The sequence below is a fragment of the Luteipulveratus mongoliensis genome, assembly GCF_001190945.1.
Classification (GTDB): domain Bacteria; phylum Actinomycetota; class Actinomycetes; order Actinomycetales; family Dermatophilaceae; genus Luteipulveratus; species Luteipulveratus mongoliensis.
The window spans coordinates 904,184-929,041 of record NZ_CP011112.1 but is presented as its reverse complement, the minus strand read 5'-3'; the positions used below and the strand labels follow the sequence as shown (position 1 = coordinate 929,041).

Sequence of the window (24,858 nt, the reverse complement as noted above, 5' to 3'; positions counted from 1 at the left end):
TTAACGAATGATCGACAGAAGTCCGTGATCCATGTCACAGTGAGGCCGTGCTCGACGACGCCAGCACCCAGCAGCCGCTCCTGAGGACCCGGGGCCTGACCAAGCAGTTCTTCGGCGTGCCCGTGCTTGAGGACGCCGATCTCGACCTCGTGCCCGGACAGGTGCACGGCCTGGTCGGGGAGAACGGCGCGGGCAAGTCCACCTTGATGAAGCTGCTCGCCGGCGTCCATCAGCCCGACGCCGGCACCATCGAGATCGATGGCGAGCTGCAGCGCTTCGGTCACCCGGTTCAGGCTCAGCAGGCCGGCGTCTCGACGGTGTTCCAGGAGTTCAACCTGCTGCCCGAGCGCACGGTCGCGGAGAACATCTTCCTGGGCCGCGAGCCCCGCCGCCGCGGGCTGGTCGATCGCGGCCGGATGCGACGAGCGACGACGGAGCTGCTCGACGACCTCGGCGTACCCGGCCTGAGCGCGGACAGCAAGGTGCGCTCGCTGTCGGTGGCCGAGCAGCAGGTCGTCGAGATCGCCAAGGCGCTCAGCTACGACGCGCGGATCATCGCCATGGACGAGCCGACCGCTGCGCTCGCCGAGCACGAGGTCGCGCTGCTCTACCGGATCATCGAGCGGCTGACCGCCCGCGGCGTCGCGATCCTCTACGTCTCACACCGGCTCAAGGAGGTCTTCGACCTCTGCGACGTGATCACCGTCCTCAAGGACGGCCGCCAGGTCGCGACGAAGCCCGCCGCGGAGCTCGACGAGGCCACGCTCGTACGGCTCATGGTTGGCCGACCGATGTCAGCGATGTTCCCGCCGCGACCGGCGGAGGCGACGACCGGCGACGTACGACTCGAGCTGCGTGGCGTCGGCAACGGCTACGTGGACGGCGTCGACCTCACCCTGCGCTCCGGCGAGATCGTCGGGCTCGCGGGGCTGCAGGGCTCGGGGCGCACCGAGCTGCTGGAAGCCGTATTCGGCGTGCAGCCGATCACCCGTGGCGAGGTCCTGCTGGACGGGCAGCCGGTGGCTCTGCGCTCGCCGCGCCGAGCCGTACGCCACGGCCTCGCCCTCATCACCGAGGACCGCAAGGCGACCGGCCTGGCGCTGCGGCAGTCGGTCCTGGACAACGGGCTCGGTGTCGTCCGCTCGGTCTTCCCCGGTCGTACGCCGCAGGCTCGCCGCGCGCTGCCCGGCGTGCTGTCCTCGCTCGACGTGACGGCGCGATCGCTCGACCAGGAGGTGCAGTTCCTCTCCGGCGGCAACCAGCAGAAGGTCGTCCTGGCGCGCTGGCTGGGCACCGAGCCGTGCGTCGTGCTGATGGACGAGCCCACCCGCGGCATCGACGTCGGCGCCAAGCACTCGATCTATGAGCTGATGCGCGCGCTGTCCGCCCAGGGCGTCGCGATCCTGATGGTCTCCAGCGAGCTACCCGAGGTCATCGGGATGTCCGACCGCGTGCTCGTGATGCGCGAGGGACGGCTGGCGGGCGAGCTGCCGGCCGACTCGTCCGAGGAGCAGATCCTCGGCGTCGCGACCGGCGCGGTCACGGTCGGAGCGGCCGGATGAAGCGGCTCACCTCGACCGGTCTGGTCTTCGGCGTCCTCGCACTCGCGATCGTCGTCGGCTCGGTGCTGACGGCCACTCAGGGCCGCAACTTCTTCAGCTCGGGCAACACGTCCTCGATCCTGACCGGGATGTCCGTGCTCGGGTTCATCGCGGTCGGGCAGACGCTCGTGATCCTCGCGGGCAGCCTCGATCTCTCCGTGCCGTACGTCGTCTCGCTCTGCAGCCTCGTCGCCGGCGGTGTGATGGCCGGCCAGGACGCCGACATCGTTCCCGGCGTGCTCGCCGCGCTCGGGGTCGCCGCCGCGATCGGGCTGGTCAACGGTCTGGTCGTGACCTTCCTCGACGTGCACGGCTTCATCGCGACGCTCGGCATGGGGCTGCTGATCAGCGGCTACCTCGCCTCCAACTACCAAGGCAGCAGCGGCTCTGCACCCCGCGACTTCCGTCTCGTCGGCGCCACCCAGATCGGGCCCGTCCCGATCTCGGCGCTGATCATGCTCGGCTGCGCGGTGCTGGCGATCGTGCTGCTGCGGCAGACGCGTCTGGGTCATCACCTGTACGCCACCGGCGGCAACCGGGACGTCGCTCGCCTGTCGGGTTTGCGGACCTGGCTCCCCGTCGTCGTCGCGCACGTGCTGTGCGCGGTGCTGTCAGGTGTCGCCGGGCTGCTCCTGCTGTCGCGGCTGAGCGTCGGCAGCCCGACCATCGGCACGCAGGGCAACTACGCGCTGATGTCGATCGCGGCCGTCGTGCTCGGCGGTGCGGTCCTCGCCGGCGGCAAGGGCACCATCACCGGCACGCTCGCGGGCGTCGCGATCTTCGCGGTCATGGACAACGTGATGGGCGTGCTCGAGGTCAACCCGTTCCTCAAAGACGTCGTCCGCGGCGTCGTGATCGTCGCGGCTGTCGCGGTCTACGCCCGCCGCGACATCGACCGTCGCCCGGCGCGGTTCGAACGACCCACCCTGCTGAAGTCGATCGAGGAGACCTCGTGACCGCGTCGACGACCCAGGTGCCCAAGGCGCCCAAAGCCGAACTCACTTTGGAGCGAGGCTCATTCGCCGGTCGTGCCGCGCGCGCCGCGGCGACACCTGGCGGCGGTGTGTTCGTTCTGGTGATCGTCCTGCTCGTGCTGGTGATCGCCTCGACACCCAGCTTCGGTGAGCCGCCGCAGCTGATCAGGTTCGTCGGTCGTACGGCGCCCATCGCGATCGCGGCGATCGGTCAGTACTTCGTGATCGTCTCGGGCGAGTTCGACCTGTCGATGGGCGCGGTCGTCACCACGCAGGTCGTGATGGCCGGCAACCTCATCGGCCAGGACGAGGACAAGATCCTGCCGGTCATGGCCCTGATGGTGCTGGTGGGCATAGCGATCGGTGTCGTCAACGGGCTGGCCACCACACTGCTGCGCGTGCCGAGCTTCATCGTCACGCTGGGCACGATGCTCGCGCTGTCGGGACTCGTCTTCTACCTGACCGGTGGCGCGGCGACCGGCAACCCGGCCGACTCGTTCCGTGAGATCGGCCGGGGTGGCCTCGACGGCGTACCGATCATCGACCTGCTGCCCTACCCGGCGATCATCCTGGCGGTCGTGTGCGTCGGGGCCGCGTGGCTGATGCGTCGACCGTTCGGCCGCACCCTCGTCGCTTCGGGTGACAACCCTGAAGCAGCGCGCCTCGCCGGAACAACGTTGTGGTTGTTGAAGACTCGAGCCTTCGTCCTGTCCTCGTTGTCGGCCACCATCGCCGGGATCATCCTCGTCGGGTACGCCGGCGTGCACCCCTCCGTCGGCCGCGGCTACGAGTTCACCGCCATCACCGCCGTCGTGCTCGGCGGAGTCGTCCTCGGCGGTGGTCGCGGCTGGGTGCTGTCCGCGGCGGCGGGCGCTTTCGCGCTCGAGCTGCTCTTCACGCTGCTCAACTTCCGCGGCGTCGAGTCGACCTGGCGGGACACCGTGCAGGGACTCATCATCATCGTCGCCGTCGCGCTGTCCGGCCGGGCGTGGCAGGGCGGTCTGCGCGACCGACTGACCCGCTCCCGTCGTACGGCACCCACCACTCTGCAGTCCCGGCCGGAGGCCGCGGACCACACCACCTCGCCCACCCCGGGCTCGACCACAGGAGAAGACCGATGAGGACAACGATGCCAAAGGCTGCCCTGGCTGCGGCGGGGGCGATGCTGCTGACCGTGGCCGGCTGCTCGACCGACGGGTCCGAGGACGCCGGCACCTCGGCACCCGGTGCTCAGTCTCCCGCTGCCGACAGCGCCGCTCCGAGCCCCTCCAAGACCGCCGGCGACAAGTGGTTCGGCCAGGCGACCTACGACAAGGAGAACACCCAGCGCACGGCGAAGTTCAGCGGTGACGCGACCAAGCCGTACCTGCAGTATCTGCCCGGCCCGATGACGGACACGACGGCGTACAAGACGACCGGTGCCAAGAAGGTCTGCTTCTCCAACGCCTCGATCAGCAACCCCTGGCGACAGACCGGCTGGATCACGATGAACCAGCAGCTCGCCGCGCTGAAGACCGCGGGCGTGCTGTCGTCGATGGAGACGCGCGACGCCAAGGACGACGACAACGCGCAGATCTCCGACATCGACTACTTCATCAAGGAGGGTCGCTGCGACGCATTCGTCATCTCGCCGAGCTCGACCGCGGCGCTGACGCCGGCCGTCGAAAGGGCTTGTGCCACAAAGAAACCCGTCGTCGTCTTCGACCGCGGCGTCAACACCACGTGCGCCACGACGTTCATCCACCCGGTCGGTGGCTACGCCTGGGGCATCGACACCGCGACCTTCCTCACCAGCAACCTCAAGAGTGGCGACAAGGTCGTCGCGCTGCGCATCCTGCCTGGCGTCGACGTGCTGGAGCACCGTTGGGCGGCAGCCAAGCGGATCTTCGCGGCCAAGGGCATCAAGGCCACCGACCACTTCACCAAGGGTGACCCGGCCGAGATCAAGAAGATCGTCTCCGACGAGCTCGCCAAGGGCGATGTGCAGGGCGTGTGGATGGACGCGGGTGACGGTGCGGTCGCGGCCGTTGAGGCGTTCGAGGATGCCGGCAAGGGCTACCCGGTCATGACCGGCGAGGACGAGATGAGCTTCCTGCGCAAGTGGGACAAGACCGGCCTCAACGGCCTCGCGCCGGTCTACTCCAACTTCCAGTGGCGTACGCCGTTGCTCGCCCTACAGAAGATCTTCGCCGGCCAGCAGGTACCCAAGGAGTGGGTCCTGCCGCAGACGCCGATCACCAAGGCGGAGCGCGCGACGTACCTCAAGGCCAACCAGGGCATGCCCGATGGCCACTACGCCAAGTACGGCGGCGAGGACCTTCCCGGCTACCCGACGGTGTGGCAGAAGCGCGTCATGCCGTGAGGCCGGCACATGACGTGCGGCCGGCACATGACGCGCGGCCGCTCGGCATCAACACGTGGGTCTGGACGTCGCCGCTGACCGATGCTGACGCGCCCGACCTGTTCGGCAAGGTCGCAGCGCTCGGGTACGACGTCGTGGAGCTGCCGTTGGAGCAGGCCGGTGACCTCACGCCCGAGGTCGTCGGTCCGCTCCTGGAGGCGACCGGGCTCGGTGCGACCGTCGTCGGTGCGATGGGTCCAGGGCGGGATCTGGTCGCGGGCGACGCGGACGTCGCGGCAACTCAGGACTACCTGCGCGCCTGTATCGATCTCGCCGCCGGTATCGGTGCGCGCACGGTGTGCGGGCCGTTCTACGCGACGACCGGGCGGGTGTGGCGGATGACGCCGACGGAGCGCGAGGTGGCGTACGCCCGCTGGCGCGAAGGTCTGGGGCCGGTCGTCGAGCACGCCGCAGCAGCAGGCGTACAGCTCGGGATCGAGCCGTTGAACCGCTACGAGACGTCGCTGGTCAACACCGTCGATCAGGCCATGACCGGGCTCGGCGACCTGCTCGGACCGGTTGGGCTGGCGCTGGACACCTACCACCTCAACATCGAGGAGCGCTCGTCCGCGGACGCGATCCGCTTGGCCGGACAGCACCTGGTGCACCTGCAGGTGTGCGGCAACGACCGTGGCGCGCCGGGCGGCGACCAGACCGACTGGGACGGCATCGTGTCGGCGTTGGACGAGGTCGGTTACGACGGTCCGCTGGTGATCGAGAGCTTCACCGCCGACAACGCGACCATCGCAGTCGCTGCCTCGATCTGGCGGCCGCTCGCCGCGACCCAGGACGACCTGGCTCGTGACGGACTCGTGTTCCTCCGGTCGCTCGACACGGAGGCGGCGCGATGAATTCACTTGGTAAGCAACATAATCCGCTCGGTGTCGCTGTCATTGGCTACTCCTTCATGGGCCGGGCCCACTCGCACGCCTGGCGCAATGTGACGGCGCACTATCCGGACGTGCCAGCGGTCGAGCCGCGGGTGCTGGTGGGACGCGACCTCTCTCAGGTCGGTCCCGTTGCCACGCAGCTCGGGTGGCCCGACGTGGAGACCGACTGGCGCGCAGTGCTGGCGCGCGACGACGTACAGATCGTCGACATCTGCACTCCCGGCCACACGCACGCCGAGATCGCGGTCGCTGCACTGGAGGCCGGCAAGCACGTCATCGTCGAGAAGCCCCTGGCCAACTCGATCGACGAGGGCGAGCGCATGGTCGAGGCGGCCGTTGTCGCGCGCCGTCAGGGCGTGCAGTCGACGGTGGGCTTCAACTACCGACGCGTTCCCGCGCTCGTTCTCGCCCGAAAGATGGTGCAGGACGGGCGAATTGGCGACGTACGCCAGGTGCGCGTCGCGTACCTGCAGGACTGGCTGTCCGACGCGTCAGCCGAGATGACCTGGCGGCTGCGGCGCGAGGAGGCCGGGTCCGGAGCCCTCGGCGACCTCGCGTCGCACGCCGTCGACCTGCTGCAGTTCCTGCTGAACGAGCCGGTGCAGTCGGTGTCTGGAACGCTGCGGACGTTCGTGCCGGCGCGGCCCGGGCCCGACGGGCCAGAGCCGGTCACCGTCGATGACGCGGCCTGGGCGACGCTGCACACAGCCTCGGGTGCCGTCGCGAGCCTGGAGGTGACGCGGATGGCGACCGGCCGCAAGAACGCCCTGCTCGTCGAGGTGTTCGGCTCCGAAGGATCGCTGCGGTTCGACCTGGAGTCACTCAACGAGCTGTACGTCGACACCGGCTCCGGGGCCACCCGGGTGCTGGTGACCGAGCCCAATCATCCCTATTTGCAGGCGTGGTGGCCGCCGGGGCACATCCTCGGATGGGACCACACGTTCGTCTCACAGGCCTCCGACTTCCTGCGCGCGATCGGTGCAGGGTCGGAGCCGACGCCGTCATTCGAGGACGGTCTGGCCGTGCAGCGGGTGCTGACCGCGATCATGGACAGCGATGCGCAGGGCGGGGCACGGGTCGCGCTCGACGCCCCACCTGTCGAGGCGTTGACCCGAAGGAGCAGCTGATGGGCCGGAACTTCACCCTCTTCACCGGTCAGTGGGCCGATCTCACGCTCGAGGAGGTCGCGTCGTACGCCGCGAAGTGGGGCTACGACGGACTCGAGATCGCCGTCTCCGGGGAGCATCTCGATGCGTGGCGCTGGGACGACGACGCCTACGTCGAGGGTCGGCTGGACATCCTGCGCCGACACGGGCTGAAGGTCTGGGCGATCTCCAACCACCTCAAGGGGCAGGCGGTCTGCGACGACCCGATCGACGAGCGCCACCAAGCCATCGTCGGCGAAAAGGTCTGGGGCGACGGCGATCCCGAGGGCGTACGCCGTCGTGCGGCCGAGGAGCTGCAGCACACCGCGCGACTCGCTCAGCGTCTCGGTGTGGACACGGTCGTCGGCTTCACCGGCTCATCGATCTGGCAGTACGTCGCGATGTTCCCGCCCGTGCCGGCCGCGCGTATCGAGGCGGGCTACCAGGACTTCGCCGACCGCTGGAACCCGATCCTGGACGTGTTCGACGAGTGCGGCGTGCGGTTCGCCCACGAGGTGCACCCGTCCGAGATCGCGTACGACTACTGGTCGACGGTCCGCACGCTGGAGGCGATCGGGCACCGCGAGGCGTTCGGGCTGAACTGGGACCCGAGCCACATGATGTGGCAGGCGATCGACCCCGTCGCGTTCATCACCGACTTCGCCGACCGGATCTATCACGTCGACTGCAAGGACACCCGGATGCGGTTGGGCGGTGGGCGTAACGGCGCGCTGTCCTCTCACCTCCCGTGGGGTGACCCGCGCCGCGGCTGGGACTTCGTGTCGACCGGCCGCGGCGACGTGCCGTGGGAGGACTGCTTCCGGGCGCTCACCGCGATCGGCTACGGCGGGCCGATCTCGGTCGAGTGGGAGGACGCGGGGATGGACCGGCTGCAGGGCGCGCCCGAGGCGCTGGAGTTCCTGCGCCGGTTCGACCTGCAGCCGCCCACCTCATCGTTCGACGCCGCCTTCACCCAGGACTGACCCTTCTCGGCCGATAGTGCAAGCCGCGTCGCTTCCCGAGTTGGCGGTTTCAAGGGGCTGTTGCAACGAGCACGGCGAAGGATGTGCTCATGCCTGGAAAGCGGTTGTCGCTCGCGGAGCGTGCTCAGATCGAGGTGCTGTTCGGTCAGGACCTGACGTTTCCACAGATCGCTGCGGTGCTTGGTCGGGATCGGAGCACGGTGTGGCGAGAGGTGCGTCGTAATCATTCCTACCGGGGTGCGCGTATGGGTGGGTCTGGGGCGCGGTCGCCCTCGGGGCGGCACGCGGCCGGTTCCGGCCGGCGGGGCGGGTGCTATCGGTGGGTGTATGAGCACCGGCAGGCTCAGCGGCAGTACCGGGTCCGGGCGCGCCGGTGCCATGGTGGGAAGCTGCGCCCGTCGTGGGGTGGGCCGCTGCCGCTGCTGTGGCACACCGTCGCGGACCTGCTGCGGGAACGGTGGTCCCCGCAGCAGGTCGCACACTGGCTGCGTACGCAGTACCCGAATCAGCCGGAGATGTGGGTGTCACACGAGACGATCTACCAGGCCATCTACATCCAGGGCCGCGGCAGCCTCCGCGCCGAGGTCGGCCGGCAGCTCGCGCTGCGCTCAGGGCGAGCCACGCGTAAACCACGCTCCCGCGCCACGGCCGCGGCGGCCCGGTCCCGCAAACCGTGGATCGAGGGCTTGCACATCTCGACCCGTCCTGCGGAGGCGGCCGACCGGGCCGTGCCAGGACACTGGGAAGGCGACCTGGTCATCGGCGCCCGCGGTTCCAGCGCGATCGTGACTCTGGTCGAACGCACCACCGGGTACGTCATGCTCGGCGCCCTGCCGCACTCACGAGTCAGCGCGCAGGTCATCGGCGTACTGACCCAGCTGATGGGCAGGGTGCCAGTGAGCATGGCCAGGTCGTTGACCTGGGACCAAGGGGCCGAGATGGCTGAGCACGCCCGATTCACCCTCGCTACCGGCTGCCAGGTCTACTTCTGCGACCCGCACTCACCCTGGCAGCGCGGCAGCAACGAGAACACCAACGGGCTCCTACGCCAGTACTTTCCCCGCACCAGCACCAACTTCCGCACCTACACCCAGAACGACCTCGACCAGATCGCGATCGAGCTCAACCGGCGACCCCGCAAACGACACCAGTGGAAGAATCCCGCCGAGAAGCTCAACGAACTCCTCGTTGCAACAGCACCCTGAACCCAAGGATTTCGGTAGCGACGCGGCTTGCACTATCGGCCAAACTCGGTTGTACGCCGGTCGGTGCCTACCTCTGCCAGCCGACTGTCTCCGGCAGCGGGCTGAGGAAGATCGACGCGCCGACGTTGGCCAGGCCCTTCTTGACGCTGTAGGTCGACGGGCCGCTGAACAACGGCAGCACTCCGTAGAGCTTGAGTGCCTTCTGCTCGACCGCATTGGCCTGCTTCTGCTGTGCGACCGGGTCGGAGATCTTGCTGACGGCCGCGATCTCCTTGTCGATCCCGGCGTTGCCGATCCGCGTGATGTTGCTGTCATTGGAGCTGCCGTAGAACGTGCCGAGCCCGGTCACCCCGTACGGGTCGAGGGAGCGGTTGCCGGACAGGACCAGGTCGAACTTGTTCTGGTTGATGGTCGAGGCCCACTGCTCGCCCGGCAGCACCTTGAGGTTGACCTTGATCCCGACCTTCTTGAGCGCGGCCGTCAAAGATCCGGCCACGGCCTTGTCGATCGGCTCCGGGTCGAACACGGCGTACTCGACGACGAGCTGTTTGCCGCCCTTCTCTCGGATGCCGTCCTTGCCGGGCTTCCAGCCTGCCGCGTCGAGATCCTTGCCGGCCTGCGCCGGATCGAACGTCAGGACCTTGGAGACGTTGTCCTCGTAGCCCTTCTGGAAGCTGTAGTAGACCGACGAGCCGGGCAGCGGCTCGGAGTAGTCCAGGCCGTTGAACTCGATCTTGGCGATCTCGGCGCGGTTGACGGAGCCGAGCAGGGCCTTGCGTACGACGATGTCGGACAGCACCGGCGACTTGCCGTTGAGGAACAGGTAGTACTCGAACGGACTGCCGCCCTTGCGCAGCTGGGTGCCCGACCGGCCCTTGACCTGGTTGATGTCCTCCGGCGTGCTCAGCGACGTGTAGTCGATCTGACCGTTCTTGAAGGCGTTGATCCCGGCCGAGCTCTTGGCGAAGTCGAGATAGATGCGCTTGTCGAGCTTGCCCTTGCGGCCCCACCACTTCGGGTTGCGGACGAACACGATCTTCTTGCTGTTGGGGTCGTAGCTCTGCACGGTGAACGGCCCCGCGCCCCAGGACGGCTGCAGCTTGTTGGAGTAGGCGTTGTTGAAGTTCGCGACCGTCGCGGCCTTGGGGTTGATGAACGACGTGAAGAGCCCCGGCCACGCGGCGTACGGCTGCTTGAACGTGACGACCGCCTGCTTGGCACTCGCGCCCCGGACGACCGACTCGATCTGGTCGAAGCCCTGGGTGCCGCCGATCTGGAGATCCTTGTTCTTGCCGCTGTTGACCTGCCAGGTGGCCTGGATCGAGCGCCAGTCGATCGGCGTGCCGTCGTTGTAGACGGCCTTCGGGTTGATCGTGATCGTCAGCTGCTGCTTGGTGCCGACGTTCTTGGTGGTGGCGCTGGTGAAGTAGTCCTTGTTGATCTGGACCTCACCGGCCGGCGAGAACGTGATCGCGACGGGGTTGTACCAGGCCCAGATCCGGGATCCGGTCAGCGAGGCGTTGACGTTCCAGCGGTTGCCCTGGGTGTCGTCACCATTGAACGAACCGCCCGTGGTGTACGACCCACCGTCCTTGAGGTTCGCGTACGGCTGAGGGTTGTAGTCCGTGGCCGCGCTCGCTGCCTTCGGGCTCGCGGCCGCCGCGCCGGTCGAGCTCTTGCCCCCTGCGTCGGAGTCGCTCGAGCAGCTCGTGAGAGCGACGGCGAGAGCCGCACTCAGGGCAACGGCGTACGTGATCTTGGGTCGGGTCATGGTGGTGCCTCTCAAACGTGTTCGTGGTCGTGGGTCGAGGTGCTTCGCATCGCGACGTGGCAGGCGACTAGGTGGTCGGGCTCTGCCTCGCCGCCGGCTAGCGACTGAGGCGATCGGCAGCGCTGCTGGTCCTGCTCGCCGAGCGTCAGGAAGACCGGACATCGCCCGGCGAAGGGACATCCTGCGCCGTCTTGGTGGGTCGCCTCGCCGGTCAGTACGATCCGCTCCCGCTCGCGCTCCCGCTGTGGGTCGGGCACAGGGATCGCGGAGAGCAGCGCACGGGTGTAGGGATGCCGCGGATGGGCGAAAAGCTCACTCGTAGAAGCTGTTTCGACGATGCGCCCGAGATACATCACGGCCACACGATCAGCGATGTGGCGGACGACGGAGAGGTCGTGGGCGACGAGCAGATACGACAGCCCGAGCCGTCGCTGCAGCTGACTCAACAGGTTGAGGATGCTCGCCTGGACCGAGACGTCCAGCGCCGACACCGGCTCGTCGAGGACCACGACCTGGGGCTCGGTCGCCAGGGCTCGCGCAATGCCGATGCGCTGACGCTGACCTCCGGAGAATGCGCTGGGGAACCGGTCGGCCGAGGTCTGGTCGAGCCCGACCAGATCCAGCAGAGTGCTCACGCGTTCGCGAATCGCGTTGCGGGAGTAGCGGGCTGCCTGCAACGGCTCGGCCAGAAGGTCGAAGACTGGGAGCCGTGGATCCAGCGCTCCGGTCGGGTCCTGCATGACGATCTGCAGCGAGCGACGCAGCTCTGCCTTGGTGCGCCGATCGAGGTCGGCGTCCACCGCGTGGCCCAGCACCTCGATGGAGCCCTGCTCTGGAGCAGCCAGCCGCAACAGCTCCAGCAGGGTGGTCGTCTTGCCGCTGCCGGACTCACCGACCAGGGCCAGCGTCTCCCCACGCGCGAGGTCCAGATCCACCTGATCGACTGCGGTCAGCGACCCGACCGCGCGGCGGACGACTCGGCCTTTGCGGATCGGGAAGGTCTTGGTGAGACCACGCACGGTCAGCGCGGACCCCGTCGCATCCGAAACGGCGTGGCCGTCGGACTCGACCGCAGGGAACAGGGCCGCCGGGTTGAGGCTGCCCTGCAGGATCTCGTGGGTACGCGCGCAAGCGACCAGGTGCTCGTCCTGCGTTGGTAGCAAAGGCGGTTCGGCAGTGCTGCACGCTGCTTCCGCCGCTGGGCAGCGCGCAGCGAACGGACAGCCCAGGGGCTCCGCGAGGAGGGTGGGCGGGTCGCCGTCGATACTGCTCAGCGGCGATCCGGTCGGGGCGTCGATCCTCGGGAGAGCTGCGAGCAGACCCGCCGTGTAGGGCATGGTCGGCCGGGCGAACAGGTCATCGACCGGTGCCTGCTCGACGATGCGACCGGCGTACATCACGGCGACCTCGTCGGCCTGACCCGCGACGACGCCGAGGTCGTGCGTGATCAGCAAGAGCGCGGCGCCGGTCTCGCGCTGCGCCGTGCCGAGCACATCGAGGATCTGCGCCTGCACGGTGACATCCAGCGCCGTCGTCGGCTCATCCGCCACGATCACAGCCGGGTCGTTGGCGATGGCCAGCGCGATGACCACGCGCTGCCGCATACCGCCGGACAGCTCGTGCGGGAAGGAGTCCGCTCGACGTACCGGATCGGGAATGCCGACCAGGTCCAGCAGCTCGACGGCACGTCGCCACGCGGCGTCCTTGCCGATCCGCTGATGCACCCGCACGGCGTCGGACAGCTGTCGGCCGACCGTGAAGATCGGTGTCAGGGCGGACAGCGGGTCCTGGAAGACCATGCCGATCTGGCTGCCGCGCAAGGCCGACATCTGCTTATCGGGCAGTCCGACCAGCTGCTGACCGTCGAGACGAACCTCGCCCGTCACGGCCGCGGCGTCCGGCAGCAGCCCGATGATGCCGGAGGCGACCGCGGACTTCCCGGACCCGGACTCACCGACCAGGCTCAAGGTCTGTCCGGCGTACAGGTCGAAGCTCACGCCTCGTACGGCATGGACCGGCCCGGCCTCGGAGGCGAATCGGATCTGCAGGTCGCGGACGGACAGGACGGGATCGCGGTCACTCACGAGAGCGCACCCACCTTCGAGGTCGGGTCGGCTGCATCACGGATGCCGTCTCCGATCAGCGTGACCGACACCGTGAGCAGCACCAGGACTCCCGCGGGGAACGCCAGCAACCAAGGCGCCGTGGTGATGCTGCTCGAGCCGTCGGCAAGCATCGTCCCCAGCGACACGTCGGGAGCCTTGATGCCGAATCCCAAGAAGGACAAAGCGGTTTCGCTCAATACGGTCGAGACGATTCCGAGGGTCAGATTGATGATCAGGTACGAGCCGATGTTGGGAATGATGTGGCGGACGATGATGCGGGCCGTGCCGACGCCCATGAACTCCGCTGCCCGGACGAAGTCGCGATCGCGCAACGAGGTCGACTGCGCCCAGATCACTCGCGCCGTGGTCATCCATCCGAAGGCGGTGAGCACCAGGATCAGCACACGCCAGTCCCCGGCCACCTTGTGCGAGATCAGCGCGAGGATCAGGAATGACGGGACGACCAGCAGGAAGTGGATGACTCCCAACGAGATTCGCTCAGTCAGGCCACCGACGTACGCCGCTCCGGCACCCACCAACGCGGCAATCACCAGGGTCAGCACGGACACTGCCACCGCGATCACGAGCGAGCGCCGGAGGCCGTGCACGACTTGGGCGTACACATCGTTGCCACCTTGCGTCGTCCCGAACCAGTGCGTCCTGCTCGGCGACTGAGTCAGAGCCAGAAAGTCGTTGTCCAGGTAGGTGTGATCGGTGAACCACGAGCCGAGCAGACTGAACAGCACGAGCGCGGCAAAGATCACGACGCCGACGAGCGCACTGCGGTTGCGCGCGAAACGGCGGACGTAGAGCCGACGCCGGCCGAGCCGTGTCGTCGGTACGCCGGAGGCGGCTGCGCTCTCGACCACTGCGGCGCTCATCGGAGTCGCACTCTCGGGTCGAGGAAGACCGTGGCGATGTCGGCGAGGATCGCGCCGATCGCGGTCATCAGGGCCCCGAACGCGGCCACGGCTGTCACCCCGTGCACGTCGTTGCGGGTGATCGTGAGGGTGAAGTACTCCCCCATGCCGTGCCACCCGAAGATGCTCTCGGTCAGTACGGCGCCGGTGAAGATGGCCGGGATCGTGAAGGCCACCGAGCTGGCCGTCGGGATGAGGGACGCACGCAGGGCGTGGCGTCGTACGGCCTGCTGCCGGGTCAGCCCGGTCGCACGTGCGGTCCGGACGAAGTCGGCGTTCATGGTGTCCAGCAACAACGAGCGCTGCGTGAGGTGGTAGCCGACGTAGCCGAGCACCGTCAGCGAGATGGTCGGGAGGACCAGGTGCCCCAGCCTGTCGACCACGCTCGCCAGCAGACCGCTCACCTCAGGTGAGCTGGAGTCCGAGACGAACAGCACGCGGTGCCCCAGCCACTCATTCAGCCGGACGGCGCCGAAGACCAGCGCGAGCGCAGCCACGACCGTGGGCACGTTGTAGAGCAGGATCGACAGCCCCTGCAGAACGCGGTCCTGCCACTGGTACTGCCGGGACGCGGTGTAGACGCCGAGGCCCACCCCGATGAAGACCATGAGCACGGTGGCCAGCAGCACCAGCTGAGCGCTGACTCCGACGCGGTAGCCGATGGCCGTGTTGACCGACGTGCCGCTCGGCGACCGTCCCCAGTCGAAGTGCAGGACAACGTCCTTGGCCCAGTGCCACCATCGCTCGGTCAGTGGCACGCGCGGGTCGAGGTTGTACGGATGCAGCGCCTGGTCGATGCGCTCGGTGCTGGGGACCGGCCGGGTCTCGCGGTAGTTGGACCGTGGATCGAGGAAGATCCCGGCGAGCACGTAGGTCACATTGGTGGCCGCGACCGTCATCGCCAACCACCCGACGACCCGCCTCGCAACGAACTGGAACACCGATCGCCTTCCCCCTGGTAGCGGCCGGCATCGCACCAACCGCATAACGTCATGCTCACATCACTGTAAGCAGAAGTTATATACCAGGAAGACGCGGAGCCTCACCAGGGGTCCCGACACTCCCCCGCGTACGCCCGGACTCAGTCGATCGTCAGCACCACCTTGCCGCCGCCGCCGGCTCGCAACGCCTTCAGCGCGGCGGGCGCCTCCTCCAGTGGGAAGGTCTCGCGCACCCGGAAGTCGATATCGCCCGCCGCCTGGAGGGCCGCAAGCGCCGAGAGCCGTTCGGCAGAGCGACGGTTCTCGGTCACGCCGATGCCCAGCTCGGCGGCGCGACCGTGCTCCACGAGGGTGATGACGCGCGACCGGTCATGGGCGAGCCCCACGGTGGCGTCGAGGATGTCGCCACCCACCGCATCGAGCACCGCATCCACTCCGTTCGGAGCGAGAGCGCGGAGGCGATCGACGAATCCCTCTGTGTAGTCAAAGGTTTCGACGCCGAGAGCGCGCAGTCGTTCGTGATGCTCCGGCCGTGCACCACCGAGGACACGGGCCCCTGCGAGCCGTCCGAGCTGCACCGCGATCTGCCCGACACCGCCCGCAGCACCATGCACGAGCAGCACCTCGTCCGGCCCAATCTCCAGCATCTCCAACGCAATATGCGCAGTCTGCGCACCCGCGGTGAACCCACCCGCCACCTCCCACGGCATCGCCGCAGGCTTCGGCGTGATCTGGTCGGAAGGGATCACCAGATGCTCCGCATAGCACCCGAGCTGCCCGAACCCGAGCACCTCGTCACCGACGGCAACTCCGGTGACGCCTGCCCCGAGCGCGTCGACCAGGCCGGCGAACTCGTTGCCGGGGATCACGGGTCGCCTGGTGTTCGCACCCGGTGGCGCCCAGCCGTCGACCACGGCGGCGTCGTACGGCTGCACGCCGGCCGCCCGCACCCGGATCCGCACCTGGCCGGCCGCCGGCTGAGGTACGTCCCGCTCGATCAGCCGTAGCGACTCCGGTCCTCCCGGCTCGTCGAACGCCATCGCTCTGCTCTTCGTCTGCTCCGTCATGCGCTCACCGTAGAAATTAAAGTGAACTTGAAGTCAACCCCACCCCACGCTGGTCGAGTAGTCGGAGCGCTAGCGGAGGCGTATCGAGACCAGGTGCCCGCGTGCGGCTGGTCTCGATACGCCTCGCCCTATGGGGCTCGCCTACTCGACCGGCGGGTGCGGCTCGCCTACTCGACCGGCGGGTGCGGCTCGCCTACTCGACCGGCGGGTGCGGCTCGCCTACTCGACCGGCGGGTGCGGCTCGCCTACTCGACTGGCGACGAGTGGCCCACATGCTTGACGGGTGGCCCATTCCTGGGTGGGCCACCGGTCGCGTGTCTGGGCCAGCCGTCAGCCGTTCCCGAGGTGGTGCCACCACGTGATGCCCTCACCGATCCGACGGAAACCGCAGGTCCGGTAAAGCCGCTCGCCGTCAGGGGTCGCGTTGAGCACGGCGTGCTCGGCGCCCGCCTCCCGGGCAGCGGCGCAGACCGTCGCGAGAAGTGCGGTGCCGAGCCCGGTGCGCTGGAACTCGGGCCAGACCTCCATGTCGAAGACGCCCGCAAGATCGCCGTCCCGGTACGACCAGGCTCGTCCGGCGAAGTGGCCCGGAGTGTGCGCGGCGGCGTACCAGGCACGAGCCGGCCGCTGACGAGTGAGCGCCAACTGCTCGCGGTACGAGGCGAACTCGCCCTCGTAGTCCGAGCTGTCCTGCTCGAGACCGACCCTCGGGTCGCGCGTCACCGGGACGTCGGCAAGGTCAGCAGTCATCCACCACGGCGACCAGCCACGTTCGAACCCGGCCTCGGCCAACGGAGCCGGATCGACCTCGAGACTGAGCCAGACCCCGACGATGTCGCGGCCCAGGTCACGTGCGCGATCGACACCCCGACGGACGCCCGCCGCGGTCAGAGCGCGCGGAAACATCAGGTTCATCCCGTCAGGACCGTCGGTCCACAACACCTCGTCGTCGGTCCAGACCTCGCCGCCCAAGGTGGCTGCCCGAGCCCGGAACCAGCTGGACTGCACTCGCTCGCAATCGGCCACCGTCACCATGGCCACCATCGTGCCGTCCGCCGGACCACACGCGGCGCCCACTGGGCGACTTCGTAGGGTGCGGGGTGTGACAGAGATCGTGGGCGAGCTGACTGGTGGAGTTCGAGTGGCGCGGGCACGCGCGGAGCAGGTGCCGGCGATCGTCGGGCTCCTGGCCGACGACCACCTCGGCAGTGGCCGCGAGCGATCAGGCGACGATCCGGCGTACGCCTCGGCCTTTGCCCGTATCGACGCCGACCCCAACCAGCTCCTGGCTGTGGTCCTCGACGGCGACGACGTCGTCGGCACACTGCAGCTGAGCTTCATCCCCGGCCTGTCCCGCGGCGGCGTCCTGCGCGCGCAGATCGAGTCCGTACGCGTCGCGGCCTCCCAGCGCGGATCCGGTTTGGGCACAAGGCTTTTCGAGTGGGCGATCGACTACAGCCGCGAGCGGGGGGCCGGCCTCGTACAGCTCACGACGGACAAGTCACGCCCGGAGGCGAAGGCGTTCTACGAGCGGCTGGGGTTCACCGCGAGCCACGACGGTATGAAGCTCGCGCTCTGACCGAGCCTCATGGGCGGCGTCCGCATGTGACACTAGTCACTACGGAAGTAGTGTCGGCGATCCGAGGGCGAGTCATGAAGTCACCGATCAGCAGGGAGGAGCTCCGGCTGGCGCGCAGCTTTGCCACCGAGCTCTACGTCGCGAAGGCGCGTCGCCAGTACGACGCGCGCATCCGCAAGCATCCCGTCGCCCGCGTCGGCCTCGCACCCTGGCACGACAACCCGTACCCGCTGTACGACGAGGTGCGCGCCCGAGGCGCGATCACCCAGGGCATGCAGCGCGGCTACTGGGTGAGCGCGACGCACGATGTGTGCAAGCAGGCCCTGAAGAGCCGCGCGTTCGGCACCATCGCTCGCGACCAGCCCGGGCGCTCGTCGGGCGAGGTCGACCTGTCCCTCCTGGAGATGAACCCGCCCGACCACACCCGGCTGCGTCGCGTCGCGGCGCCGGCGTTCACGCCCAGGCGGATGGCGGCGTACGAAGGCAGCATCGAGAAGATGGTGCGCGGGATGGTCGACGACGCCGAGCGCCAGGGCACGTTCGACCTGCAGCACACCCTCTCCGCACCGCTCCCGATCACCGTCATCAGCGACCTGCTCGGCGTCCCGGACGCTGATGCCGACCTCTTCACCCGCTACGGCACCGCACTCGGCTCGGCCCTCGACGGGATCAAGGGGATGCTGCACGCGCGGCGAGCCTTCGCCGCCAAGACGGCGCTGGAGGAGATGTTCACGAGGCTGCTCGCCGAGCGTGAGCGGGATCCGCGCGACGACATGCTCAGCATCCTGGCGGCCGAGAAGGGCGACACCGTCCACCCCGAGGAGATGCTGCCGCTGTGCCAGCTGCTCCTCGTCGCCGGCTTCGAGACCACGGTCAACCTGATCGGCAACGCGATCCATCAGCTGATGCTGCATCCGGACCAGTGGCGGCTGCTGACGGCCGATCCGTCCCTCGCACCCCAGGTCGTCGAGGAGACGCTGCGTTACGACCCACCGATCCAGCTCACCTCGCGAGTTGTCATGCAGGACACCGCTGTTCGCGATCACGAGTTCCGGGCGGGCGAGTGGATCGTCACCATCCTGGGCGGCGCCAACCGCGATCCCGAGATGTTCGAGGACCCCAACCGCTTCGACATCACTCGCACAGACAACTCCGACCACCTGGCGTTCTCGAGCGGTGTCCACTACTGCATCGGCGCACCTCTCGCGCGGCTCGAGGCGGAGGTCGCGATCCGGGTGCTGGCCGAGCGGCTGCCGAGCCTGCGGCTCGTCGGCAAGGTGCCGATGCGTCGTACGACTGTCATCCGTGGCGTACGGGAGCTGCCCCTCGCCGTGTAGTCGTCCCTCCGGACTATTGGCTGGCGTTGATCGCGGTTCGTCCTTTAGCCTGGTCGCACCATGAAGCACTGACTCCCGCCCTGCTCGCGCCCGCGGCCCTGACGTCATGACGTCACACGCCCGGCGAGCATCGCCACCCACCTGATCCGTCGGCGTACGCCGTTGCCCGGGTCGCAGGGAGTCCGTATGTCTATCGCCCGCACCACCTCAGGCCCCTCGTCGGCCACGTCGCTCGTCATCCGCGACATCACCAAGTCGTACGACACCCGCGTCATCCTCGACGGCATCGACCTGACCGTTCACCCCGGTCAGCGGGTCGGTCTCGTCGGCGAGAACGGAGCCGGCAAGTCGACACTCATCCGCATCGTCACCGGCCGCGAGCCGGCTGACGGTGGTGAGGTCGTCACGCCGGACGACCTCGGCTACCTCGCGCAGGACAGCGGTCTCGACCTCTCCGCCACGGTGGGTCAGGTTCTCAAGGAGGCGCTCGCTCCCCTGCACGATGCCGTACGACGCCTGGAGGTCCTGGCCGCGGATCTCACCGATCCGGCGGTCGCCCAGGAGTACGACGACGTCCTCTCGTGGGCGACCATGCACGACGCGTGGGATGCCGACCGGCGCGCAGCGATCGCTGCTCAGCGACTCGGCCTGGAGAAGATCGAGCCCGATCGCATCGTCAGCGAGCTCTCCGGAGGCCAGCGGACGCGTCTCGCGCTCGCCGCGCTGCTGACCCGGCAGCCGGAGTGCGTGGTCCTGGACGAGCCGACCAACCACCTGGACGACGATGCGCTGGACTTCCTTGAGTCCCAGCTGATTCAGCTGCCCGGCATCGTCCTGGTCGCGAGCCACGACCGCGTCTTCCTCGACCGTGCGTGCACGGCTGTGGTCGACCTGGACCCGGCTCATCTCGGCACCGATGGCGACGGCGGCCGACGGTTCACCGGCAACTACACGGCGTACCTCGGTCACAAGCGCGCGTCACGGCGTCGATGGGAGGAGGCGTTCCTGGAGCAGCAGGAGGAGCTCAACCTGCTGCGCGCGAAGACCAAGACCACCAACCTCGACATCGCGCACAACCGGGGGCCGCGCGACAACGACAAGTTCATCTACAAGTTCAAGGGCGCCAACGTGCAGACAGCCGTTCGGCACCGTATCCGTGATGCCGAGCAGAAGATCGCTCTCATCGAGCGGGAGCTCATCCCGAAACCGCCTGCGCCGCTTGAGTTCTCGGGCTCGTTCGAGGCCAAGCAGGCGGGCAGCGTGAGCGTACGTGACCTGGTCGTCCGCGACCGTGTCTCGATCCCGCGGTTGGACGTCGGACCGTCCGAGCACCTGCTCATCACCGGTCCGAACGGCTGCGGCAAGTCGACGCTGCTCGCGGTGCTCGCGGGTCGGATCGCAGCCGACGCGGGGAGCATCAATGTGCAGGCACGACGTGTCGGCTTCCTGGAGCAGGACGTCGTCTTCGCCGAGCCGCGGCGGACACCACGTGAGGAGTACGACGCCGCCGCCGGGCCGCTCGTACCTCTCGGCGACCTGGGGTTGCTGCACCCGCGGGACCTCGGTCGCCCGATCGGCGACCTCAGCGAGGGGCAGCAGCGACGACTCACGGTGGCGCTGATCATCGCCCGGCAGCCGGATCTCCTGCTGCTGGACGAGGTGACCAACCACCTGTCGCTGTCTCTGGTCGAGGAGCTGGAGAGTGCGCTGGTCACCACGCCGGCCACGGTGATCGTGGCCAGCCACGACCGGTGGCTGCGCCGCCGCTGGGTCGGCACCACCCTCCCCTTGGCCGCTGCCGTGCCAAGGTGACACCTATGCAGATCAGAGTCACCACGATCGTGCTCGATGCCGCGGATCTCTTTGCGGAGAGCGCCTTCTGGTCACAGCTCCTCGGTGGGACGGTTCACGCGGAGGACGGCTGGCACACCATCAGAGTCGACGGCTCACCACGCATCGCCATCCAGGGCGTGCCGGACCACACACCTCCGGACTGGCCCGACGGCTCGCCTCAGCAGATCCATCTGGACCTCGACGTCGACGACATCCGAGCAGCCCATCCGCAGGCCGTCGCGCTGGGCGCCCAGGTGCTGAGCCCGGCAGCCGGTCCGGATCTCGACGCATCTGTCGGGTTCCAGGTGTACGCCGATCCAGCCGGCCATCCGTTCTGTCTCTGCTGGGGCCAGCCCTGACGTTGGTTGATCCGGGCGAGCCCGGGTCGAAGGCTCCGCCGGCTCAGCCAGCGGGGTGGGTGGACTGTCGGAGCTCGAAGAGTGAGATCCATTGTGCTGCAGTCAGATTGCGTGGCAGCGTTCGATCCGTGACACCGTGCTCCCGGCACCACGGGCGCAAGCGACGCGGGGAGACTCCGGTGCGGCGTACGACATCGGGGAGCCCGCGACCAGGTCCGGTGAAGACCGCGCGGACGAACCCTTGGTACGCCGTCCGGTCCCGCACCTGCGGATCGGACCTCCGCCGAAGGCACAGCAGCCCGGCGTCGACGGACGGCCGCGGGCGGAATGCCGAGGCCGGGATGCGCCGGACCAGCTCGACGTCGTACCAGGGCCACCACTGAGCGGTGAGCATCGTGGCGCCGCCGACTCCGGCACGTTTGCGAGCCACCTCCCACTGCGTGATGAGGACGGCGTCGGTCCAGTCCGGCCAGCCGAGCAGGCGGCGCAGGATCGGGGTGGTGATGTGGAACGGGACATTGCAGACGACCACATGCGGATCTCGTGGCGGTGCGTGCCGCAGGATGTCATCCCGAATCAAACTGACATTACTGCGAATTCGTGCCTTCAATGCACGCACCTGACGAGGGTCGACCTCAACGGCGGTGAGGGACCGGCCGAGCTGGGACAACGGTTCAGTGAGGGCACCGCCGCCGGCGGCAAGCTCAAGAATGGGCCCGCACGTCTCCGCGACCGCAGAGGTCACAGCACGGATCGCGGCGCGGTCGACAAGGAAGTTCTGGCCGAGCTCGTGCCGGCCGGGTTGGAATTCACACATGGTTCAGCTCCTGGGCAGTGTCATGAGCGGGTGACAGAGCGGCAGAGCTGAAGACACCGACGGCGATGCCGAAGGCTCCCGTCGCGCGCAGAGGCGACGGGGTGATGTCAGGAAGTCAGCTCGCCGTCAGGCGTGCCGGGGCCGAGCCACGACACACATGGCGGCGCAGATGCATAACATGCCGGTCACTCTAAGGAGCGAGCCGTCAACGTGGCCAATGGTTTTCGTGTCGGCGCTGTCAGGAGCGCTCGGCCTTCGAACCGGCAAGCGCGATCGAGCCCTGAGCCGTCGCACAGAGCAGCTTCTCGCCGTCAGCGACATTGAAGATCTCGGCGCGACATACCGCCCGGCGTCCCGATCGACCGACAACCGAGCCCTCGGCGAGGAGGAGCGGTCCGGAGGCGGGTGCCAGGAGATCGATCGTGTAGCCCGCCGTCAGCACCTTGGGGCCGAGCACGGCGCCACCGGCGAAGGTCAGCACGTTGTCGACGAGGTAGGCGATCACACCACCGTGGGCAAAGCCGAACTGCTGCCGGAGGTCGTCCCTCAGGTCGAGCTCGAGCGATGCGCCGCTGTCGTCGAACCGAACCATCCGCGTGCCGAGCAGGCGGCTAAACGGTTGGGCCGCAAGGACATTCGCGGCATCGACCAGAGTGAGTCCGCTCACCGCAGCGCCCCGGGCACGTGCGGCTCGACGCACTCACGGACGTCGACACCGGCGTACGCCGCGTCGGGCAGTCGAGCGGCGATCGCGAGGGCGTCGGCCTCGCTGTCGCACTCCACGACCATGAAACCCGCCAGATGCTCCTTGGCCTCGGCGTGCGGTCCGTCCGTCGTGACCGCCTCGCCATCCGCAGCCGCCCGGACGGTACGCGTCAGGCCGACGTCGTCCAGCCCTGCCCCATCCACATAGCGACCCTGAGCACGCAGCGCGTTCCCGACGGCCATCGTCCCGATGCCGATCTCGCGCCGCTCGGCGTCGGTCAGCGCGTCCCACTGCTGCGCCGAGCTGCGGATCAGAAGCATGTATTTCATGGCCCCACCCTGACTCCTGCGCGCGGCGATGTCGAGAGCGGGGGCCTGGCACCGACGTACCTCCGAAGCAACTCGACGGAGGCAACCACCATGACCACCCTGACCGGCACCACCCACCGCAGCTGGATCCTCGCGATGCTGTCCATCGCGTCGTTCCTGGTCATCCTCGACTCCTCGATCGTGGTGATCGCGATCCCCCAGATCGAGCGCGACCTGGACATGAGCGTCACGCAGGTGCAGTGGGTCGTGAGCGCGTACGCCGCGACGTTCGGCGGGCTGCAGCTGCTCGGCGGCCGCTGTGCGGACGTTTTCGGTCGCCGTCGAGTCTTCGCCCTCGGCACCGCCGCTTTCGCCCTGTCGTCCCTGGGTTGCGCGATCGCTGGAAGTGGCGCTGCACTGCTGAGCTGCCGTGCGGCACAAGGAGTTTCGGCCGCCGTCATGCTCCCGACTGCGATGTCGATCATGCTCGTCCACTTCCCGGAAGGTCCCGAACGTCGTCGCGCGATCGGCCTCTGGGGCGCGGTCGCTGCCGTCGGCGGTACGACTGGGGCGCTCGTCGGTGGCCCTCTCACCGCTGCGTGGGGCTGGTCCTGGACGTTCTACCCGAGCGTGCCGATTGCGGCTGCGCTCGCGCTCGGCGCCGTCCTGCTGCTGCCGGCGGACCGGCCCGCGGCACGCCGCCACATCGACGCGGGATCCGCGGTCTCCGTTACCGCGGCACTGATGCTCGGCATCGCCGCCATCTCGCTGGTGCCTGGGGAGGGCTGGCACGGCGGCCCGGTCGTCGGGCTGTTCGCCGCGGCCATGGTGTGCGGGTGGGCGTTCGTCCGGATCGAGCGTCGGTCGAGTGACCCGCTGATCCCGATGGCGCTGTTCACGTCGCGCCCGTTCCTGGCCGGCAACCTGGTGATCGTCGCGCTCGGCATCTCGGTCTTCGGTGCCATCGCGTTCCTGCTGACGCAGTACACCCAGGTCGGACTCGGCTACTCGCCACAGAAGTTCGGCTTCATCTCATCGGTCAACGCGGCTGCCGCCTGCGCCGCATCATTCGGCGCGCAGTGGGCCACCGGCCGGTACGGCTCCCGCCGGGTCTCGCTGACTGCGCTCACCTGCTCGGCGGTCGCCTGCGTGATCCTGCTGGACGTCACGTCCGGCAGCCCGGTGCCCGTGATGCTGGTCGGCCTGACCCTGTTCGGTGTCGGACTGGGTGCAGGAACGGTCACCGGCACCATCGCAGCACTCGCTGACATGCCCGACGAGCACAGCGGTGCGGCGTCCGGCGTGACCGAGTCGTCGTTCCACATCGGCGGCGCCATCGGCATCGCGGTGCTCTCGACCGTCATGGCGGCCGGGACGCAGGGCCACGACCTGGCACCGGGCGTGGAGCGAGGCTTCCTCGTCGCAGCCGGTGTCCTGGTCGCAGCCATCGTCGCCGTCGCACTGCTCCTGCGTCGAGACGGTCAGGCGGTCACCAGTTGGCGGCGTCGGTCACGCAGAACGGGTGTCCCGCTGGGTCGAGCAGCACGCGCCACGTCTCGCCCGGCTGCTCGTCGGGAAGTGTCGCGCCGAGGCTGACCGCGTGGGCGGCAGTGGCATCGATGTCCTTGCTCGCCAGGTCGAAGTGGAACTGCTTGGTGCCCTCGTTGGGCCACGCCGGAGGCTGGTAGTCGGGCACGAGGCCGAAGCCGAGCGCGCTCGAGGGCCCGGTGAGCATCGCGTACTCGTCCTGCAGGTGGGCTACCTCCCAGCCCAGCAGCTCCGCCCAGAACGTCGCCTCGGTCTTCACGTCGGCGCAGTCGAGGGTGGTCATCTTCAGCTCGGGCCGGTCTTGGGTGTTCGTCATGGATCGATCCTCTCGGATCCGGCTCGCAGCTCATAGGAAAAATGCGACGCCG

The 24,858-nt window shown here is 68.4% G+C and carries 23 protein-coding genes; 13 read left to right on the top strand and 10 right to left on the bottom strand.

Going from position 1 to position 24,858, the window contains the following annotated elements; genetic code table 11:
- The first annotated feature begins 47 nt into the window (after positions 1-47).
- The 8 genes from VV02_RS04315 (at position 48) to VV02_RS04280 (ending at position 9,199) form a co-directional block, all read left to right on the top strand.
- Positions 48-1,562, top strand: a complete 1,515-nt coding sequence (locus VV02_RS04315) for a sugar ABC transporter ATP-binding protein (protein WP_052590134.1) — start codon at positions 48-50, stop codon at positions 1,560-1,562.
- Positions 1,559-2,557: an ABC transporter permease gene (locus VV02_RS04310; protein ID WP_052590132.1), complete on the top strand. Its 999-nt coding sequence runs from the start codon at positions 1,559-1,561 to the stop codon at positions 2,555-2,557. The genes VV02_RS04315 and VV02_RS04310 overlap by 4 nt, the downstream gene beginning before the upstream one ends.
- The gene (locus tag VV02_RS04305) at positions 2,554-3,696 is read left to right on the top strand and encodes an ABC transporter permease (RefSeq protein ID WP_425412252.1); all 1,143 of its coding nucleotides are present in this window, start codon (positions 2,554-2,556) and stop codon (positions 3,694-3,696) included. The genes VV02_RS04310 and VV02_RS04305 overlap by 4 nt, the downstream gene beginning before the upstream one ends.
- Positions 3,693-4,937 (top strand): substrate-binding domain-containing protein, encoded by a 1,245-nt coding sequence (locus tag VV02_RS04300; RefSeq protein WP_052590131.1) that lies wholly within the window; start codon positions 3,693-3,695, stop codon positions 4,935-4,937. Before VV02_RS04305 ends, VV02_RS04300 begins: the two co-directional genes overlap by 4 nt.
- The gene (locus VV02_RS04295; RefSeq protein ID WP_245632992.1) at positions 4,934-5,827 is read left to right on the top strand and encodes a sugar phosphate isomerase/epimerase family protein; all 894 of its coding nucleotides are present in this window, start codon (positions 4,934-4,936) and stop codon (positions 5,825-5,827) included. The genes VV02_RS04300 and VV02_RS04295 overlap by 4 nt, the downstream gene beginning before the upstream one ends.
- On the top strand, positions 5,824-6,993 hold the full coding sequence (locus VV02_RS04290; protein WP_052590127.1) for a Gfo/Idh/MocA family protein: 1,170 nt from the start codon (positions 5,824-5,826) through the stop codon (positions 6,991-6,993). Before VV02_RS04295 ends, VV02_RS04290 begins: the two co-directional genes overlap by 4 nt.
- Complete coding sequence (locus VV02_RS04285) at positions 6,993-7,994, top strand: sugar phosphate isomerase/epimerase family protein (protein ID WP_052590125.1); 1,002 nt, start codon at positions 6,993-6,995, stop codon at positions 7,992-7,994. Before VV02_RS04290 ends, VV02_RS04285 begins: the two co-directional genes overlap by 1 nt.
- 89 nt (positions 7,995-8,083) lie before the next feature.
- Positions 8,084-9,199 carry an IS30 family transposase gene (locus tag VV02_RS04280; protein ID WP_052589906.1) on the top strand — a complete coding sequence of 372 codons (1,116 nt, stop codon included), beginning with the start codon at positions 8,084-8,086 and terminating at the stop codon, positions 9,197-9,199.
- Between the two features lie 67 nt (positions 9,200-9,266).
- On the opposite strand, the gene VV02_RS04275 is transcribed toward VV02_RS04280, so the two are convergent.
- From VV02_RS04275 to VV02_RS04250, 6 genes are all read right to left on the bottom strand, one after another.
- Positions 9,267-10,970, bottom strand: coding sequence for an ABC transporter family substrate-binding protein (locus VV02_RS04275; RefSeq protein ID WP_052590121.1), 1,704 nt, complete (start codon positions 10,968-10,970; stop codon positions 9,267-9,269).
- An 11-nt stretch (positions 10,971-10,981) separates the two neighbouring features.
- Positions 10,982-13,054: a dipeptide ABC transporter ATP-binding protein gene (locus tag VV02_RS04270; RefSeq protein WP_052590119.1), complete on the bottom strand. Its 2,073-nt coding sequence runs from the start codon at positions 13,052-13,054 to the stop codon at positions 10,982-10,984.
- Positions 13,051-13,956: an ABC transporter permease gene (locus VV02_RS04265; protein ID WP_052590117.1), complete on the bottom strand. Its 906-nt coding sequence runs from the start codon at positions 13,954-13,956 to the stop codon at positions 13,051-13,053. The genes VV02_RS04270 and VV02_RS04265 overlap by 4 nt, the downstream gene beginning before the upstream one ends.
- Entirely contained in the window at positions 13,953-14,936 is a 984-nt protein-coding gene (locus VV02_RS04260; protein WP_052590115.1) for an ABC transporter permease, read from the bottom strand. Before VV02_RS04260 ends, VV02_RS04265 begins: the two co-directional genes overlap by 4 nt.
- Before the next feature lie 140 nt (positions 14,937-15,076).
- Positions 15,077-16,003 carry a quinone oxidoreductase family protein gene (locus VV02_RS04255; protein WP_052590113.1) on the bottom strand — a complete coding sequence of 309 codons (927 nt, stop codon included), beginning with the start codon at positions 16,001-16,003 and terminating at the stop codon, positions 15,077-15,079.
- A 330-nt stretch (positions 16,004-16,333) separates the two neighbouring features.
- Positions 16,334-17,080, bottom strand: a complete 747-nt coding sequence (locus tag VV02_RS04250) for a GNAT family N-acetyltransferase (protein ID WP_245632991.1) — start codon at positions 17,078-17,080, stop codon at positions 16,334-16,336.
- Between the two features lie 25 nt (positions 17,081-17,105).
- Between VV02_RS04250 and VV02_RS04245 the strand changes: the two genes are divergently transcribed.
- The 4 genes from VV02_RS04245 (at position 17,106) to VV02_RS04230 (ending at position 21,111) form a co-directional block, all read left to right on the top strand.
- The gene (locus tag VV02_RS04245; RefSeq protein WP_245632990.1) at positions 17,106-17,582 is read left to right on the top strand and encodes a GNAT family N-acetyltransferase; all 477 of its coding nucleotides are present in this window, start codon (positions 17,106-17,108) and stop codon (positions 17,580-17,582) included.
- Between the two features lie 74 nt (positions 17,583-17,656).
- On the top strand, positions 17,657-18,919 hold the full coding sequence (locus tag VV02_RS04240; RefSeq protein ID WP_083449894.1) for a cytochrome P450: 1,263 nt from the start codon (positions 17,657-17,659) through the stop codon (positions 18,917-18,919).
- 186 nt (positions 18,920-19,105) lie between these two features.
- Positions 19,106-20,731: an ABC-F family ATP-binding cassette domain-containing protein gene (locus VV02_RS04235; RefSeq protein WP_052590111.1), complete on the top strand. Its 1,626-nt coding sequence runs from the start codon at positions 19,106-19,108 to the stop codon at positions 20,729-20,731.
- A 5-nt stretch (positions 20,732-20,736) separates the two neighbouring features.
- The gene (locus tag VV02_RS04230) at positions 20,737-21,111 is read left to right on the top strand and encodes a VOC family protein (RefSeq protein WP_052590109.1); all 375 of its coding nucleotides are present in this window, start codon (positions 20,737-20,739) and stop codon (positions 21,109-21,111) included.
- Positions 21,112-21,154: 43 nt separating this feature from the next.
- On the opposite strand, the gene erm is transcribed toward VV02_RS04230, so the two are convergent.
- From erm to VV02_RS04215, 3 genes are all read right to left on the bottom strand, one after another.
- Positions 21,155-21,928 (bottom strand): 23S ribosomal RNA methyltransferase Erm, encoded by a 774-nt coding sequence (erm, locus tag VV02_RS04225; RefSeq protein ID WP_052590108.1) that lies wholly within the window; start codon positions 21,926-21,928, stop codon positions 21,155-21,157.
- 238 nt (positions 21,929-22,166) lie between these two features.
- Positions 22,167-22,595, bottom strand: coding sequence for a PaaI family thioesterase (locus VV02_RS04220; protein WP_052590106.1), 429 nt, complete (start codon positions 22,593-22,595; stop codon positions 22,167-22,169).
- Positions 22,592-22,963 (bottom strand): YciI family protein, encoded by a 372-nt coding sequence (locus VV02_RS04215; RefSeq protein WP_052590104.1) that lies wholly within the window; start codon positions 22,961-22,963, stop codon positions 22,592-22,594. Before VV02_RS04215 ends, VV02_RS04220 begins: the two co-directional genes overlap by 4 nt.
- 90 nt (positions 22,964-23,053) lie before the next feature.
- Here VV02_RS04215 and VV02_RS04210 point away from each other — a divergent pair, with 90 nt between their 5' ends.
- The gene (locus VV02_RS04210; protein WP_052590102.1) at positions 23,054-24,538 is read left to right on the top strand and encodes an MFS transporter; all 1,485 of its coding nucleotides are present in this window, start codon (positions 23,054-23,056) and stop codon (positions 24,536-24,538) included.
- Here the strand turns inward: VV02_RS04210 and VV02_RS04205 are convergent.
- Entirely contained in the window at positions 24,432-24,806 is a 375-nt protein-coding gene (locus VV02_RS04205; protein ID WP_052590100.1) for a VOC family protein, read from the bottom strand. The two genes, VV02_RS04210 and VV02_RS04205, sit on opposite strands and share 107 nt — an antisense overlap.
- Positions 24,807-24,858 lie beyond the last annotated feature (52 nt).